This window comes from Actinoplanes sp. URMC 104, assembly GCF_051386375.1.
In the GTDB taxonomy this organism is placed as follows: Bacteria; Actinomycetota; Actinomycetes; order Mycobacteriales; family Micromonosporaceae; genus Actinoplanes.
Window position 1 is genome coordinate 130,011 of record NZ_JBPQTO010000006.1, and the last position, 14,304, is coordinate 144,314.

Here is a 14,304-nt window from a genome sequence, read left to right on the forward strand (position 1 = left end):
TCGCTCGTCGCGCGGGCTCACCTCGTACGCCGGGAAGTGCCTGTCAGGGCGTGCCGCCACGCAGGCGCAGCAGCTCCTCCCGCGCGTGCACGACCCGGCCGGTCTCCTGGCCGCCCGCCCGCGCGATCTCCTGCGCCAGGTCGCCCGCGCTCTCGATCAGGTGGCGGGCGCGGCTGCGGCTGTGGACCAGCTTGCGGAAGTGCCGCCGGTCCTTGTGCAGCCCGCTCACCGCGTCCAGCAGCGGCGGGTCGACCACGCCGGACTCGACCTCGGGCGCGAGCAGCTCGCGCATCCAGGCCCGCTCGGTGCGCGACGCCAGCCGCCGCACCACCAGCAGCACCACGATGGCGAGCGGCATGAGCAGCAGGTACGGCCCGAACTCCGTCAGGAACGGGACGCCGCCGAACAGGCCGCCCGCCGCGTCCCACGCGAAGTGCAGGCCCATCGCGGCCAGGCAGGCGGCCAGGCCGCGCGCCACGTGCCGTTCGCCGGGCGAGCGGCCCAGCACCCACATGACGCCGGCGCAGAAGACGGCGCTGAACAGCGCGTGCGAGGTGATGCCGGCGAACCCGCGCAGCGCGAGGATGAACAGCGACGACTCGAGCTGACCCACCCCGTACGAGGAGGTCGCGTTGTTGTAGGCGTAGAGCACGTCCTCGGCGACCTGGAAGCCGAGCCCGATGAACGCGCCGATGATGAACCCGTCGTACGCGCTGCGGACCAGCCGCGGGGCCAGCGCGATCAGCAGGATCAGCCCGAGGCCTTTGCTCCACTCCTCGTCGATGGGCGCGCTGAGGCCGGCGCCCCACGTGGTCGCCCCGGTGGGGCCGAGCAGCTTCTGCCAGATCTCCAGCAGCGCGGTGTTGGCCGGCAGCGCGATCCAGAACGTCGCGGCGAACGCCCCCCACGCGAAACCGGTGGCCAGCAGCCCGGCCGGCTGGGCCGTGTAGCGGTTCTGGTGGCGCAGGAACAGCAGCCACGGGATCAGGTAGATGCCGAAGAACACGATGCCGCTGGTCACCGCGACCCGGTAGGCGCCGAAGCCGGGAGCGAAATACCTGACCATGCCGAGCGATCCGGCGCCCACGCCGATCAGGTAGACCCAGAAGGCCGGGTTGTGCGGCTGGAACAGCCGGAACGGAGTGCCCCAGCCGGACTCCCGGATGGACTCCAGCTGGGCGCTCTTGGCGGGCGTGCCGATCACGGTCATTCGCCCGTCCCCGGGGTGATGCTGCGCAGGAAGGCCTCGATCTCGCCGGAGTACTGCTGGAACGACCCGGGCGCCGTGCTCACGTCCACGAGCAGCGCGGGCGCCGGGTCCGGGTCGGAGGCGGACATCTTGAACGCCGCGAGCAGCTCGTCGCCGCTGGTGCCGCTCGCGCTGCGCACGACCCCGACCAGGCCGGACCCGGTGGTGAAGGTGCCGGGAGCGGCGGAGATGTTCGCCTCCGGGTCCTCCGAGGTGATCACCTGGTCGAGGAACTGCGCCGCGCTGCCGGTGTACGCCGCGCCGGTCAGGTCGATGGTCGCGCCGCCCTTGGCGAGCTTGACGGTGTCGTTGGTGGGGCTGACCCCGGCCCGGTCGCTGACCAGCGCGCCGTCCTCCAGCTGCCAGCCGACCGGCGGCACGGCCGTCGCGCCGGCCCCCAGGTCGAGCACGTCGCCGGCCTTGATCGCGTTGCGCCACGGCACGACCGCGTTCAGCGCCGGCCAGCCGTAGATCAGCAGCAGAGCGACGGCCAGCACGAAGACCGCCGGCTTCATCCGCCGCCGATCCAGCCCGAACCACCGGTGCTCGACCGGCACCCATCCCTGCACGTCTGCGCTCATGGTCACCCCCGCCTAAGAACCTAGTGCCAACTGCCGTCGATGGCGCAGATTGATTGCTCGGCGAAGTGGGAAGCACACCGGCCATGAGAATCTGGCCCGGGAACCCCTATCCGCTGGGTGCGACCTACGACGGAGGCGGCACCAACTTCGCCCTGTTCTCCGAGCACGCCGAACGGGTGGAGCTGTGCCTGTTCGACGACGACGGCAAGGAGACCCGGATCGACCTGCCGGAGCGGGAGGCCCTGGTGTGGCACGGCTACCTGCCGCGGATCGTGCCGGGCCAGCGGTACGGGTACCGGGTCCACGGCCCGTACGACCCCTCGCGCGGGCTGCGCTGCAACCCCAGCAAGCTGCTGCTCGACCCGTACGCGAAGGCCATCGACGGGCGTAACGACTGGAACGAGGCGCTGTTCGCCTACCGGTTCGGCGACCCGTCCTCGCGCAACGACGACGACTCCGCCCCGTACGCGCAGAAGTCCGTGGTCATCAACCCGTTCTTCGACTGGGGCAACGACCGGCCGCTGCGGATCCCGTTCCACCAGACCGTGATCTACGAGGCGCACGTCAAGGGCATGACCCAGGCGCACCCCGGTATCCCCGAGGACGTGCGGGGCACGTACTCCGGAATCGCCCACCCGGTCATGATCGAGTATCTCAAGGGGCTCGGCATCACCGCGATCGAGCTCATGCCGGTGCACCAGTTCGTGCACGACAGCACGCTGGTCGACCGCGGGCTGACCAACTACTGGGGCTACAACACGATCGGCTTCTTCGCGCCGCACAACGGCTACGCGTCCTTCGGCGGGCACGGCGGGCAGGTGCAGGAGTTCAAGTCGATGGTCAAGGCGCTGCACCAGGCGGGCATCGAGGTCATCCTCGACGTGGTCTACAACCACACCGCCGAGGGCAACCACCTCGGGCCCACGCTGTCGTTCCGCGGCATCGACAACCCCGCCTACTACCGGCTCGTCGACGGCGACCCGCAGTACTACTACGACACGACGGGCACGGGCAACAGCCTCAACGTCCGCCACCACGAGTCGCTGCGGCTCATCATGGACTCGCTGCGCTACTGGGTGACCGAGATGCACGTCGACGGCTTCCGGTTCGACCTCGCGGCGGCGCTCGCGCGCGAGTTCCACGCCGTCGACCGCCTGGCCGCGTTCTTCGACCTGGTCAACCAGGACCCGATCGTGTCGCGGGTCAAGCTGATCGCCGAGCCGTGGGACGTCGGCGACGGCGGCTACCAGGTCGGCGGCTTCCCCTCGCTGTGGACGGAGTGGAACGGCCGCTACCGCGACTCGGTGCGCGACTTCTGGCGCGGCGAGCCCGCGTCGCTGGGCGAGTTCGCGTCACGCTTCACCGGCAGCTCCGACCTGTACGAGATCGACGGCCGCCGCCCGATCGCGTCGATCAACTTCGTGACCGCGCACGACGGGTTCACGCTCAACGACCTGGTCTCGTACAACGAGAAGCACAACGAGGCCAACGGCGAAGCCAACCGCGACGGTGAGAGCCACAACCGCTCCTGGAACTGCGGCGTCGAGGGCCCCACGGAGGACCCGGACATCGTGGCGCTGCGCGAACGGCAGAAGCGCAACTTCCTCGCCACGCTGCTGCTCTCGCAGGGCGTGCCGATGATCTGCCACGGCGACGAGCTGGGCCGCACCCAGGGCGGCAACAACAACGTCTACTGCCAGGACAACGAGATCAGCTGGATCGACTGGGAGGACGCCCGCAACCAGGACGTGCTGACCGGCTTCACCCGCCGGCTGCTGGCGCTGCGCGCCAAGCACCCGATCTTCCGCCGCCGCCGCTTCTTCACCGGCGCGCCCGTCGACGGCGGCGCGGTGCCCGACATCGCCTGGCTGCGCCGCGACGGCCGGCCCATGACCGAGGCCGACTGGAACACCAGCAGCGGCATGACCATGACCGTGTTCCTCAACGGCCACGGCATTCCCGAACGCGACGCCCTCGGCGAGCCGATCACCGACGACTCGTTCCTGCTGCTGTTCAACCCGCTCGCCGAGACGGTCCCGTTCACGCTGCCGGACCGCAGTTACGGCCGTACGTGGGAGGTCGTGGCGAACACCGCCGACCCGCTGCTGGCCCAGCGCCGCAAGACCGCGAAGGCCGCCACCCAGGTCGACGTGCTGGGCCACACCCTCGTCGTGCTGCGCTGCCGCTACTGAGCCTCTGCGTCGGGGTTGCAATGTGGACGGTGAGCGCCGAAGGTGTGAGCATGTGGCCCGCGCCCGAGCCCGACTGCTGGCTGCACCCCGCCGTCGAGGTGCGCCCCTCCCCCATCGCCGGGGAGGGGCTGTTCGCCCGAGCCCCCATCTCCGCGGGCGCCACCGTGTCCCGGCTGGGCGGGCGCCTCGTCACCACCGCCGAGCTGTCCCGGCTGCTCGGCGACGCCTCCCGCTACATCGACACGATCACCGTCGACGACGACTCCCACCTGGTGCTGCCGCCGGGGCGGCCCAACGGCAAGGGCAACCACAGTTGCGACCCGAACCTGTGGTGGGGCGCGCCGTACACGCTGACCGCTCGCCGCGCCGTCCCCGCCGGCGCGGAGCTGACCAGCGACTACGCCACCAGCACCGGGGTTGACGCTTTCACCATGCCCTGCCGCTGCGGCAGCCCCCGCTGCCGCGGCGTCGTCACCGGGCGGGACTGGAGTCGCCTCGACCTGCGCGAGCGCTACGGCGACCACTGGGTGCCCGCGCTGCTGCGCCGCATCCACGACGTGCACTGACGCCCGCTCTGCACTGACATCTGCGAACCGCTCGTGGTCTGATCTGCGAGCTGAGTAGCTGTACCCATGCGTGGTGTCGGACTCGTCCGCAAGACTGACGCGGTGACCGCACCCTCCACACACCTCACCGCCGGGCCCCGCCGGCGTGAGCCCGTAGTCCTGCTGGCCGTCGGTCTGATCGCGCTGGTCGTCTCCGCGATCGGCGCCAAGTCGATCGGCACCTGGTTGCTGGAGGTGCTCGCAGCGCTCATCGGGGCGGTGATCCTGGTGGTCACTTACCGCCGGTTCCCGCTCAGCCCCCTCGCGTACCGGCTGATCCTGATCCATTCCGTGATCCTGATGATCGGTGGCCACTGGACCTATGCCGAGGTGCCGGCCGGTGACTGGGTACGCGACGGGCTCGGGCTGGCCCGTAATCCCTACGATCGTCTCGGTCACTTCGCCCAGGGTTTCGTGCCGGCCATCGTCGCCCGCGAGATCCTGCTGCGCTGCACGCCCCTGCGTCCCGGCCGCTGGCTGGCTGCGCTGGTGCTGTGCGTGGTGATGGCGGTCAGCGCCACGTGGGAGCTGTTCGAATGGCTGTCCGCCGTGGTCGGCGGCTCCTCAGCGGACGATTTCCTGGGAACCCAGGGCGACGTCTGGGACACCCAGTGGGACATGTTCATGGCCGGCGTCGGAGCGATCACGAGCTTGTTGCTGCTCAGCCGCCTCCACGACAAGCAACTCCGCGGCCTGTCCCCCACGGACACCGGAGCCGCGGGACATCGCAGCGCGGTCACGACAGGATCGCGCAGATCGGAGAACCCAGCATCATAGAAAGGGGCGGCCGCGTCGTGCCGGCCGCCGGACGCTTCCGTGGTGCCGGAACTCGGCGACATGTGGTGCCCGAACTCGCGGGCAGAACCACTGCACTGACATCCGCGCCCCGCACTGACATCCGCGGCCGCCTGCTCATGCCATGGCGTGGCGCTTGACGGCCTGTTCCCAACCGGGCAGGTCGGCGGCGGACCGCTCCGCCGGCCCCACGTAGTCGGCCGACGGCCGGATGATCTTCGCGAGGCGCTTCTGCTCGAGGATGTGGGCGCTCCAGCCGGCCGTGCGCGCACACGTGAACATCGCCGCCAGCATGTCGACCGGCACCTCGGCGAAGTCCAGCACGATCGCCGCCCAGAACTCGACGTTCGTCTCCAGGACGCGGTCGGGCTTGCGCTCGCGCAGCTCCGCCAGCGCCGCCTTCTCCAGCTCCAGCGCCACCTCGTAGCGTGGCGCGCCCAGCTCACGGGCCGCCTCGCGCAGGATCCGGGCCCGCGGGTCCTCGGCCCGGTAGACCGCGTGCCCGAAGCCCATGAGCCGTTGGCCGCTGTCCAGGACCTTCTTCACGTACGCCCGGGCGTCCCCGCCCTTCTCCACATCCGCGACCATGCCCAGCGCGCGGGCCGGCGCCCCGCCGTGCAGCGGACCCGAGATCGCGGCCACCGCAGCCGAGAGGCACGCGCCGACGTCGGCACCCGTGCTCGCCACCACCCGAGCCGTGAACGTGGACGCGTTCATGCCGTGCTCGGCCGCGCAGACCCAGTAGCGGTCGATCGCCGCCACGTGCCGCGGGTCCGGCTCCCCCCGCCACCTGATCATGAACTGCGACGTGATGTCCGGCCCCTCCGCGACGCGCCGCTCCGGCACCGGCGGCAGCTCCTCCCCGCGCGCCGACGCCGCCACCACGGCCAGCATCGCCGCCGAGGCGCGCGCGATGTCCTCCCGGGCTTGCGCGTCCGAGATGTCGATGAGCGGCCGCAGTCCCAGCCCCGGCGCCAACGCCGCCGCCGCGGCCTGCACATCCACCCGCACGTCCCCGGTTCTCAGCGGCCATCCCCGCAGACCGCTCAGCCCCGCAGATCCGCTCAGCTCCGCGGGCCCACCGACCCGCGCAGGGTCGGTGCCGCCCGGCCGCCCGCCAACGCCCGACCCGACGGCATCCGGCCGCTCGCCAACGCCCGGCCCGGCGGCACCCGATTGCCCCCTGACGCCCGGCCCGACAGCGCCCGGCTGCCCGCCGACGCCCGGCCCGGCGGCACTCGACTGCTCGTCCAGCCCCGGCGAGGTCAGCGGGGACTCGAACGTGCCGTCGGCGAGCAGGCCCCACACATCGCCGTACGAGACGGTGCCGGCCAGGGAGCGGATGTCGATGCCGCGGTAGCGCAGCGCGCCGCCGTCGCGGTCGGGCTCGGCGATCTCGGTGTCGAACGCGACGACACCGGCAAGTCCAGGATTCACAGTCACCATGTCAACACGATGCGGGCGATACATGTTGACGTCAATGTTGATGCAGTCAATATGAGAGCATGTCCACATGCCTGCCCGACAGCCACCCCTGCTGACCACCGCCGAGGTCGCTCACCTGCTGGGCGTCAAACCTGCGACGGTCTACGCCTACGTGAGCCGCGGCCTGCTCGGCAGCCGCCGCAACGCCGACGGCAAGAACAGCCTCTTCGACCGCCGCGAGGTGGACGCCTTCCTGGCCGCCCGCAAACGTCCCTCGACGCCGGGCATCCAGACCGCCATCACGTTGATTCGCGCCGGCGCGCTCTACTATCGCGGACACGACGCCGTGCAGCTGGCCCGCGTCGCGAGCTTCGAAGAAGTGGCCACCCTGCTGTGGACGGGCAGCCGCGACTACGTCGACCTGACGCCCGACCCGGAGCTGCGCCGGCTGGCCGAGGCCGTGATCGCGCCGCTGCCCCATGCGGCCCGCCACACCGACCGGCTGCGCGTCATCGTCGCCGCGGCCGCGGCCGGCGACCCGCTGCGCTTCGACACCTCGCCCACCGCCGTGATCGCCACCGGCCGTTCCCTGCTCGGGACGATGGTCGCCGCCCTGCCGCGCGCTCGGCGCCCGGCAGAGAGCGATGAGGTTGTGAGCAGGCGGGCCGCGACCCGGAAGGCGGGGGCGATCGGAGGCGAGTCGCCCGCCGGCCCGAAAGCCGGCGGACGGGAAGCCGGCGGAGAGGTCGCAATGGCTGACGCTGCGGGCGCCGGAGTGCGAGACGCCCGGATGGAAGCCGGAGCCGCGCGGACCACGAGCACGGGAGGCGCAGACGCGGCAGACGTGGACGCGGCAGACGTGAACGCGGCAGACGTAGACGCGGCAGACGTAGACGCGCTTGCCGCGGGCACCAAGACCGCAGCCACCAAGACCGCAGGCACCAAGACCGCAGGCACCAAGGCTGCGGGCACCGAGGCCGCGGGCACCAAGGCCGCAGAGGTGTGGGCCGAGGAAGCGGCGGCGGGGAGGCGGGAAGACGAGCGGCGGATCGCGGAAGTGCTGTGGGAGCGCCTGACACCGAGGGAGGCCGCCCCGCGGGATCACAACCTGCTCGATGCGGCGTTGATTCTGCTGGCCGACCACGACATGGCGGCGTCCACGTTGGCGGCTCGGGTGGCTGCCTCCACGCGGGCCCACCCGTACGCGGTGGTCGGCGCGGGACTGGCGGCGCTCGACGGGCCGCTGCACGGGGCGGCGAGCAGCATGGCCTACCCGCTGCTCGCGGCGGCCCTGGACAGGCCGGACCCGGTGGGGGCGATCGCGGAGCGGCTACGCGCGGGTGAGGCGGTGCCGGGGTTCGGGCACCGGCTCTATCCGGACGGGGACCCGAGGGCGGTGGCGCTGCTCGACATGCTGGGCGACACCCGCGCGCGGGAGGCGGCCGAGCGGCTGGCGGAGGTCATGCGGGCGCGCTCGGGCGTCCACCCGAACGTCGACCTGGCCCTGGCCGCGATCACGCTGGAGCACGGCATGCCGCCGGACGCGGGCGAGACCATCTTCGCGGTTGCGCGTACGGCGGGATGGCTGGCGCACGCCCTGGAGGAGTACGCCGACCGGCCCTCGCGCTTCCGTCCCACCGGCGAGTACGCCGGTCACGGCCCCGCCTGAGCGGGGTTCACTCCTCGACGCAGAACTCGTTGCCCTCGGGGTCGCGCAGCACGATGAGCCCGTGCGCCTCCCACGCGAACGTGGCGCCCAGGTCGGTGAGCCGCTTCACCTCGGCGGGGATGTCGCCGCCGGGGGCGCGCAGGTCGAAGTGCATGCGCAGCTTGCCCTGCTTGGGCTCGGGCACCTTCTGGAACCACAGGTTGGGCCCGCCCCAGCCGGGCGCCTCCACGAACGCCTTGTCCGAGGTGGAGTCCTCCTCGAGCTCACCGCCCAGCGCGGCGGCCCAGAAGCGGGCGACGACCAGCGCGTCCTGGCAGTCGATGGTGAGGCTCTTGACGTGGGCGTGCATCACTCGTACCTCTCGAAGAAGACGACCTCGTCGAGCGGGCGGCGGCGGGGCTGCGACCACCGTCCGCGGGCCGGATAGCCGAGCGGGATCAGCGCCATGGTGAGCGCGTCGTCCGGCAGATGCAACAACCGCCGTACGTCGTCCTCGTGCGCGGCGTAGAGCGTCGTCAGCGTGGCGCCGATGCCGTAGGCGCGCGCGGCCAGCATGAGGTGCTGCACGGCGCCGTAGATGGACGAGCCGAGGCGCGGGTTGGCCGACCGGGCGGCGCCCAGCAGCACCGGGAAGATCCAGACCGGCGCTTCCTCGAGGTGGTTGGCGAGGTGCTCGGCGGCTCGAAACGTGGCGGCGCTCATGCCCTGCGGGTCGTCGGAGGCGAGGATCTGCTCGCGGCGCGAGCCGTAGCTCCTCTCCCACCCCTCGCGGTACCAGTCGGCGATCTGCCGTTTGACCTCGGCGTCGCGGACGACGATCCACGCCCAGCGCTGCGTGTTGCCGCCGCTGGGGCCGCGGACGGCCGCGTCGAGCAGCGCCCGGACGACGTCGTCGGGGATGGGCTCGGCCGACAGGTACCGGCGGGCCGGCGTGGAGTGCAGCCCCTCGAGCAGGGACAGGCTGTGCGGATCTTCGGACGGCATGCCGGGACCCTACCGCGGGCGACCGCGGGGCGGGCGACTCGTAAACCGCGGCGGCGGGCGACCGATAGCAAGGCAACGCAGCACCCACCTTCGAGGAAGGACGCCCCATGGCTCAGCGGACGATGCCGGTCCGCGGCGACCGTTGGCAGCCGGAGGACCGGATCTACGACGGACTGATCGCCCGCGCGGTGGACAGCTCGCAGGACTCCGAGGCCCGCGACGGCACGGCCGAGATGATGGCCGGCGCGCTGCTGCTGGTGGTGCTGTTCCTCGTCATCATGAAGGGGGCGCAGTCGGCCGCCGCGGCGCTGCTGGTGTGCGGGGTGCTGGGCGGCGCGGGCTTCCTCTACATGGTCAGCGCGGCCCGGCCGGGCGAGCGGGACCGGCGGCGCGCGCTGGCCGAGCTGGGCGGGCCGGGCCGGCTGCCGGCCGGCTACCTCGTGCACCCGAAGGCCTGGGAGTCGGGCGTCTCCGACCACGTGGCCGGCGTTCCCGAGTCCCAGCTGCTCGCGGCCGCCGAGCTGTGCGACATCTTCCCCGGTACGGTCGACGACCTGCTCACCTTCGTCGGCAACGTGGCCATCCACGTGCCGGCCGGGCGCCACACGAGCACGGAGGACGTGCGGCGCCGCGCCCGGGAGCTGGTCCGCATCGGCAAGCCGATCGTCGTGGACTACGCCAAGAGCGCGCCCAAGCTGCCCACACCCCCGCCGGCGGGCAAGGGCAAGCGGTAGTAGGTCCTCAGGCGGCCAGCGCGGCGTAGCGGCCGCCGACGCCGATCAGGGCGTCGTGGGTGCCGGACTCGAGGATGCGGCCGTGGTCGACCACGGCGATCTGGTCGGCGTCGCGCACGGTCGAGAGGCGGTGCGCGATGGTGACCGTGGTGCGGCCCCGCGACAGCTCGTCGAAGGCCCGCTGCACGGCCCGCTCGGTCTCGTTGTCCAGCGCGCTGGTGGCCTCGTCGAGCACCAGGATGCGCGGGTCGCGCAGCAGCGTGCGGGCGATGGCGATGCGCTGCTTCTCGCCGCCGGAGAAGCGGTGGCCGCGGGAGCCGACCATGGTGTCGTAGCCCTCGGGCAGCCCGGCGATCAGGTCGTGGATCTGCGCGGCGCGGGCCGCGGCCTCGAGCTCGGCGTCGCTCGCGCCGGGCTTGGCGTACCGCAGGTTCTCGCGGACGGTCGTGTGCAGCAGGTACGTCTCCTGGGAGACCACGCCGACGATCGACGCCAGCGTGTCGAGCGACAGGTCGCGCAGGTCGACGCCGTCGATCGTGATGCGGCCCGCGGTCGGGTCGTGCAGCCGGGCGATCAGCGCGGCGAGCGTGCTCTTGCCCGAGCCGGTCTCGCCCACCAGCGCGAGCGACGATCCCGCGGGCACATCGAGGGTGACCCCGGCGATCGCGGCGGTGGGGCTTCCGGCGTACGTGAAAGTGACGTCCTCGAAGCGCAGATGACCACGCGGCTCGCTCAGCGGCACCGGGTGGGCCGGCTCGTCGACGTCGACGGGCAGGTCGAGGTACTCGAAGATGCGCGCGAACAGCGCGAGCGAGCTGGTGACCGTGACACCGACGTTGAGCAGCCCCATCAGCGGCCGGAACAGCCCGGACTGCAGGGCCGTGAACGCGACCAGCGTGCCGATGCTCATCGAGCCGGACGTGATCGGCAGCCCGGCGGCCAGGTAGATGACCGCGGGGATCACGGCGAACACGATGCTCATCGACGCCATCCGCCAGCGGCCGGCCAGCTCGGAGCGCAGCTCGAGGTCGATGAGGCGGCTCGACGAGGCGGTGAACCGGGCGACCTGGGCGGCGGCGGTGCCCATCGTCTTGCTGAGCTGCACGCCGCCGACGGACAGGCCCTCCTCGATGATGACGTTGAGGTCGGCGAGCTCGCGCTGGCGCTGCGCGGTGATGGCCCGGCGCATGCTCGCGACCCGGCGGGTGAGCCAGATCGAGGGCGGCAGCACGAGCAGCGACACGAGCGACAGCTGCCAGGAGAGCGCGGCCATGGCGGCCGCCGTGGCGACGACCGTGGTCAGGTTCGAGGCGATCGAGGTGGCGGTGGAGGTGACCACCGACTCCATGCCGCCGATGTCGTTGGTGATGCGCGACTGCACCTCGCCGGTGCGGGTGCGGGTGAAGAACGCGATCGACTGGCGCTGCAGGTGGGCGAACACGTCGGTGCGCAGCCTGTGCATGACGCGCTGGCCGACGGTTGTGGATATCCACGTCTGCACGACGCCGAGCGCGGCCGTGACCGCCGCGACGGCGACCATGCCGATGACGAGCCAGACCAGCAGGCGTACGTCCTGGCGCGGCAGCGCGACGTCGATGACCTCGCGCAGCAGGAACGGGCTTGCCATGCCCACCAGCGACGAGGCCACGATGGTGAGGATCACGATCGCGAGCGGGCCGCGGTGGTCGGTGAACAGGGAGCCGATGCGGCGCAGCGAGACGTTTCTCGCCTGCGCGATCTCGGCCGGGGTGGGCTTCTTGCCGCGGGTGCGGCCTTCGAACGGGCTTTCCAAGAGCGGACCTTCTTCCGTACGCAATATGGTGAGGTTACCTCATCATGAGGCAACAACACCATGCGCTGGTACGGTATTCCGGTGGACGACGAGGGCCTGCTCGAGACGTTCTTCGCGGTGTCCCGCCGGCTGCGTCAGCGCACCCGCCAGGCGCTCGAGCCGTGGGAGCTGTCGCCGTCGGTCGGCCGGGCGATCAGCGTGCTGCTCCGGCACGGCGACCTGCGGCCGAGCGTCCTGGCCGAACACCTGCGGATCGCGCCGCGCTCGGCCACCGAGGTCGTCGACGACCTGCAGGGACGCGGGATCGCCGAGCGCCACCCCGACCCGGGCGACCGCCGCGCCGTGCTCGTCACGCTCACCGACGAGGGCCTGCTGATCGCCCGCGCCATCGAGGCCGCCCGGCGGGAGGCGGGGGCACGCTTCTTCGCGACCCTCTCCCCCACCGACCGCCGCGAGCTGGGCCGGCTGCTGCAGACCCTGCGCGACGAGAACGGCTGAGCCGCCCGCAGAGCCGACGACACCGCAGACGGTCGCGGTGAGACAGGCGGGCCGGCGAGGCGGGCGCCCCTAGCGGCGCAGGCGGGCGCTCGCGGTGAGGCAGGCGGCGGCGCCGGTGGCGCAGAAGACGCCTGCCAGCAGGGGGGTCGGCACGTCGACGCCGGCCACCCGGATGAGCACGGCGAGCGCGACCAGCGCGACCAGGCACACCCCGAACGCGACCGCGGCCAGGTGACCGAGCGCGGAGCGGGTGGCGGAGGCCTCCCGGCGTACGCCCCCGGCGGGCACGCGCAGCGACTCGGCGAACCGGTCGGTGACGTGCACCAGCGAGTCGGCGTCGCGGATGTGCTGCTCGGCGGCGGCGAGGCGGCGCAGCTCGGCCAGCGCGCGGGGGTGGCCGGGCTGCAGCCGTACGGCGCGCGCGTAGGACTCGCGGGCGCTCAGCGGGCGGCCGGCGGCGAACAGCGCCATCCCGTACGCGACCTGGATGTCGGCGTCGTAGTGCGCGATCTCGGCGGCGGCCTCGAGCACGAGCAGCGCCTCGGCGGTGCGCCCGGCGGCGAGCAGCGCCCGGCCGTGCCGCTCGGCGAGGCGCGGGTTGCCCGGGTCCTCGTCGGTGGCGGCGTGCGCGGCGGTGACGGCGAGGTCGTGGCGGCCCAGCGCGGTGTAGGCGGCGCTCACCCAGTACAGCTCCTCGATGCCCCGCGGCTGCAGGGTCAGCGCGGTCCGGGCGGCCTCCAGGGCCTCGGCGAACGAGCCGAGCGCCATGCGCGCGCGGGCCAGCAGGAGCCACGCGACGCCGTTGCCGGGGTCGGCGCCGACGACGGGGGCCAGCAGGGTCACGGCCTGTCCGGCGCGGCCGCTGGAGAGCAGGTCGCCGGCACGGTCGAGGAGGAGTTCGGTCTGCACGCCAGGGTGATCGGTCCGGCCGGGCGCGGATCGCGGTACTCCCCGGGTGCTTGTCGGTTGTCGGAAAACCTCAACCCGCCGGGTAGCGGTGCCGATCGTGGACGGTTGCGAACGGAGAGCAAGGAAAGGACAGTGCCATGACGATCGGAACGGGCAGCTGGGTCGGCCACATCAGCCTGGTGCACCTGCGCGCGGACGTGCAGCGGCTGCGCACCGACTTCGTCGCCGGCGCCGACGACCAGGTCATCGCCGCCGACCGCGCCGCCGTGCAGGACAGCCGCCGGGTGCTCAACCTGCACCGCGCCGCGCTGTTCGACGTCACCGTCTGACCGCGGCGGGGCGGCACGGCCTCAACGATCGGCCCGGGCAGCCGGCGTCAGGAGGATCCCTGGGTGGGAGTTCGGGTGCGGAGCTCACGGTGGTGCTCCGTGATCGCACCGAGCATCCCGCTCAGGAACCGGCGTACGGACTCGAGCTCCGCGCGGCTGAACCCGTCCATGACGGCGTGGCTGCGCGCGCCCAGCGGGGCGAAGAACGCGACCGCGAGCTCCATCCCGGGCTCGCCGTAGCGCAGGTGCACCACGCGGCGGTCGGCGCTCTCCCGCGTACGCCTGAGGTGCCCGGCCCGCTCCAGGCGGTCGATCACGGCGGTCGTCGCGCCGGAGGAGAGCCCGAGGGCCTCGCCGAGCCGTCCGGGGGTGAGCGGGTCGCCGCGCCGCTCGGCGTGCATCACGGCGATCAGCGCCTGCAGGTCGGTGAAATGCAGCCCCGCCCGGCCGGCGAACGCGTGCGCGACGTGCTGGGCCTCGATGCTGTAGAGGCGCAGCAGATCCACCACGTCCGCGCGCAGGTCGTCCCGTTCTTCCACAGC

15 protein-coding genes are annotated in these 14,304 nt (G+C 72.4%); 7 read left to right on the top strand and 8 right to left on the bottom strand.

Annotation, left to right across the window (positions count from 1 at the left end; all coding sequences use genetic code 11):
* Positions 1-43: 43 nt before the first annotated feature.
* Positions 44-1,210: a PrsW family glutamic-type intramembrane protease gene (locus ACSNN8_RS21175; RefSeq protein ID WP_436651013.1), complete on the bottom strand. Its 1,167-nt coding sequence runs from the start codon at positions 1,208-1,210 to the stop codon at positions 44-46.
* Positions 1,207-1,830 (bottom strand): hypothetical protein, encoded by a 624-nt coding sequence (locus tag ACSNN8_RS21180; protein WP_436651014.1) that lies wholly within the window; start codon positions 1,828-1,830, stop codon positions 1,207-1,209. Before ACSNN8_RS21180 ends, ACSNN8_RS21175 begins: the two co-directional genes overlap by 4 nt.
* An 83-nt stretch (positions 1,831-1,913) precedes the next feature.
* On the opposite strand from ACSNN8_RS21180, the gene glgX reads away from it, so the two are divergent.
* The 3 genes from glgX to ACSNN8_RS21195 all read left to right on the top strand — a co-directional run bounded on the left by glgX (position 1,914) and on the right by ACSNN8_RS21195 (position 5,404).
* Entirely contained in the window at positions 1,914-4,022 is a 2,109-nt protein-coding gene (gene glgX, locus ACSNN8_RS21185) for a glycogen debranching protein GlgX (protein WP_436651015.1), read from the top strand.
* Positions 4,023-4,051: 29 nt separating this feature from the next.
* Positions 4,052-4,588, top strand: coding sequence for an SET domain-containing protein (locus ACSNN8_RS21190; RefSeq protein WP_436651016.1), 537 nt, complete (start codon positions 4,052-4,054; stop codon positions 4,586-4,588).
* 102 nt (positions 4,589-4,690) lie between these two features.
* The gene (locus ACSNN8_RS21195) at positions 4,691-5,404 is read left to right on the top strand and encodes a DUF2238 domain-containing protein (protein WP_436651017.1); all 714 of its coding nucleotides are present in this window, start codon (positions 4,691-4,693) and stop codon (positions 5,402-5,404) included.
* 135 nt (positions 5,405-5,539) lie between these two features.
* Here ACSNN8_RS21195 and ACSNN8_RS21200 read toward each other — a convergent pair whose 3' ends face one another.
* Entirely contained in the window at positions 5,540-6,868 is a 1,329-nt protein-coding gene (locus tag ACSNN8_RS21200; protein WP_436651018.1) for a citrate synthase 2, read from the bottom strand.
* A 67-nt stretch (positions 6,869-6,935) separates the two neighbouring features.
* Here ACSNN8_RS21200 and ACSNN8_RS21205 point away from each other — a divergent pair, with 67 nt between their 5' ends.
* Positions 6,936-8,516, top strand: coding sequence for a citrate/2-methylcitrate synthase (locus tag ACSNN8_RS21205; protein WP_436651019.1), 1,581 nt, complete (start codon positions 6,936-6,938; stop codon positions 8,514-8,516).
* A gap of 7 nt (positions 8,517-8,523) precedes the next feature.
* Here the strand turns inward: ACSNN8_RS21205 and ACSNN8_RS21210 are convergent, their stop codons facing one another.
* Positions 8,524-8,865: a VOC family protein gene (locus ACSNN8_RS21210; protein WP_436651020.1), complete on the bottom strand. Its 342-nt coding sequence runs from the start codon at positions 8,863-8,865 to the stop codon at positions 8,524-8,526.
* Entirely contained in the window at positions 8,865-9,500 is a 636-nt protein-coding gene (locus ACSNN8_RS21215) for a nitroreductase family protein (RefSeq protein ID WP_436651021.1), read from the bottom strand. Before ACSNN8_RS21215 ends, ACSNN8_RS21210 begins: the two co-directional genes overlap by 1 nt.
* Before the next feature lie 107 nt (positions 9,501-9,607).
* On the opposite strand from ACSNN8_RS21215, the gene ACSNN8_RS21220 reads away from it, so the two are divergent.
* Positions 9,608-10,234, top strand: a complete 627-nt coding sequence (locus ACSNN8_RS21220) for a hypothetical protein (protein ID WP_436651022.1) — start codon at positions 9,608-9,610, stop codon at positions 10,232-10,234.
* A 7-nt stretch (positions 10,235-10,241) separates the two neighbouring features.
* On the opposite strand, the gene ACSNN8_RS21225 is transcribed toward ACSNN8_RS21220, so the two are convergent.
* Positions 10,242-12,026 (bottom strand): ABC transporter ATP-binding protein, encoded by a 1,785-nt coding sequence (locus ACSNN8_RS21225; protein ID WP_436651023.1) that lies wholly within the window; start codon positions 12,024-12,026, stop codon positions 10,242-10,244.
* Positions 12,027-12,107: 81 nt separating this feature from the next.
* Here ACSNN8_RS21225 and ACSNN8_RS21230 point away from each other — a divergent pair, with 81 nt between their 5' ends.
* Complete coding sequence (locus ACSNN8_RS21230; RefSeq protein WP_436651024.1) at positions 12,108-12,524, top strand: MarR family winged helix-turn-helix transcriptional regulator; 417 nt, start codon at positions 12,108-12,110, stop codon at positions 12,522-12,524.
* A 69-nt stretch (positions 12,525-12,593) separates the two neighbouring features.
* Here ACSNN8_RS21230 and ACSNN8_RS21235 read toward each other — a convergent pair whose 3' ends face one another.
* Positions 12,594-13,433 carry a tetratricopeptide repeat protein gene (locus ACSNN8_RS21235; RefSeq protein ID WP_436651026.1) on the bottom strand — a complete coding sequence of 280 codons (840 nt, stop codon included), beginning with the start codon at positions 13,431-13,433 and terminating at the stop codon, positions 12,594-12,596.
* A gap of 137 nt (positions 13,434-13,570) precedes the next feature.
* Here ACSNN8_RS21235 and ACSNN8_RS21240 point away from each other — a divergent pair, with 137 nt between their 5' ends.
* Positions 13,571-13,762 carry a hypothetical protein gene (locus ACSNN8_RS21240; RefSeq protein ID WP_436651027.1) on the top strand — a complete coding sequence of 64 codons (192 nt, stop codon included), beginning with the start codon at positions 13,571-13,573 and terminating at the stop codon, positions 13,760-13,762.
* A 47-nt stretch (positions 13,763-13,809) separates the two neighbouring features.
* Here the strand turns inward: ACSNN8_RS21240 and ACSNN8_RS21245 are convergent, their stop codons facing one another.
* The gene (locus ACSNN8_RS21245) at positions 13,810-14,301 is read right to left on the bottom strand and encodes a MarR family winged helix-turn-helix transcriptional regulator (RefSeq protein WP_436651028.1); all 492 of its coding nucleotides are present in this window, start codon (positions 14,299-14,301) and stop codon (positions 13,810-13,812) included.
* Positions 14,302-14,304 lie beyond the last annotated feature (3 nt).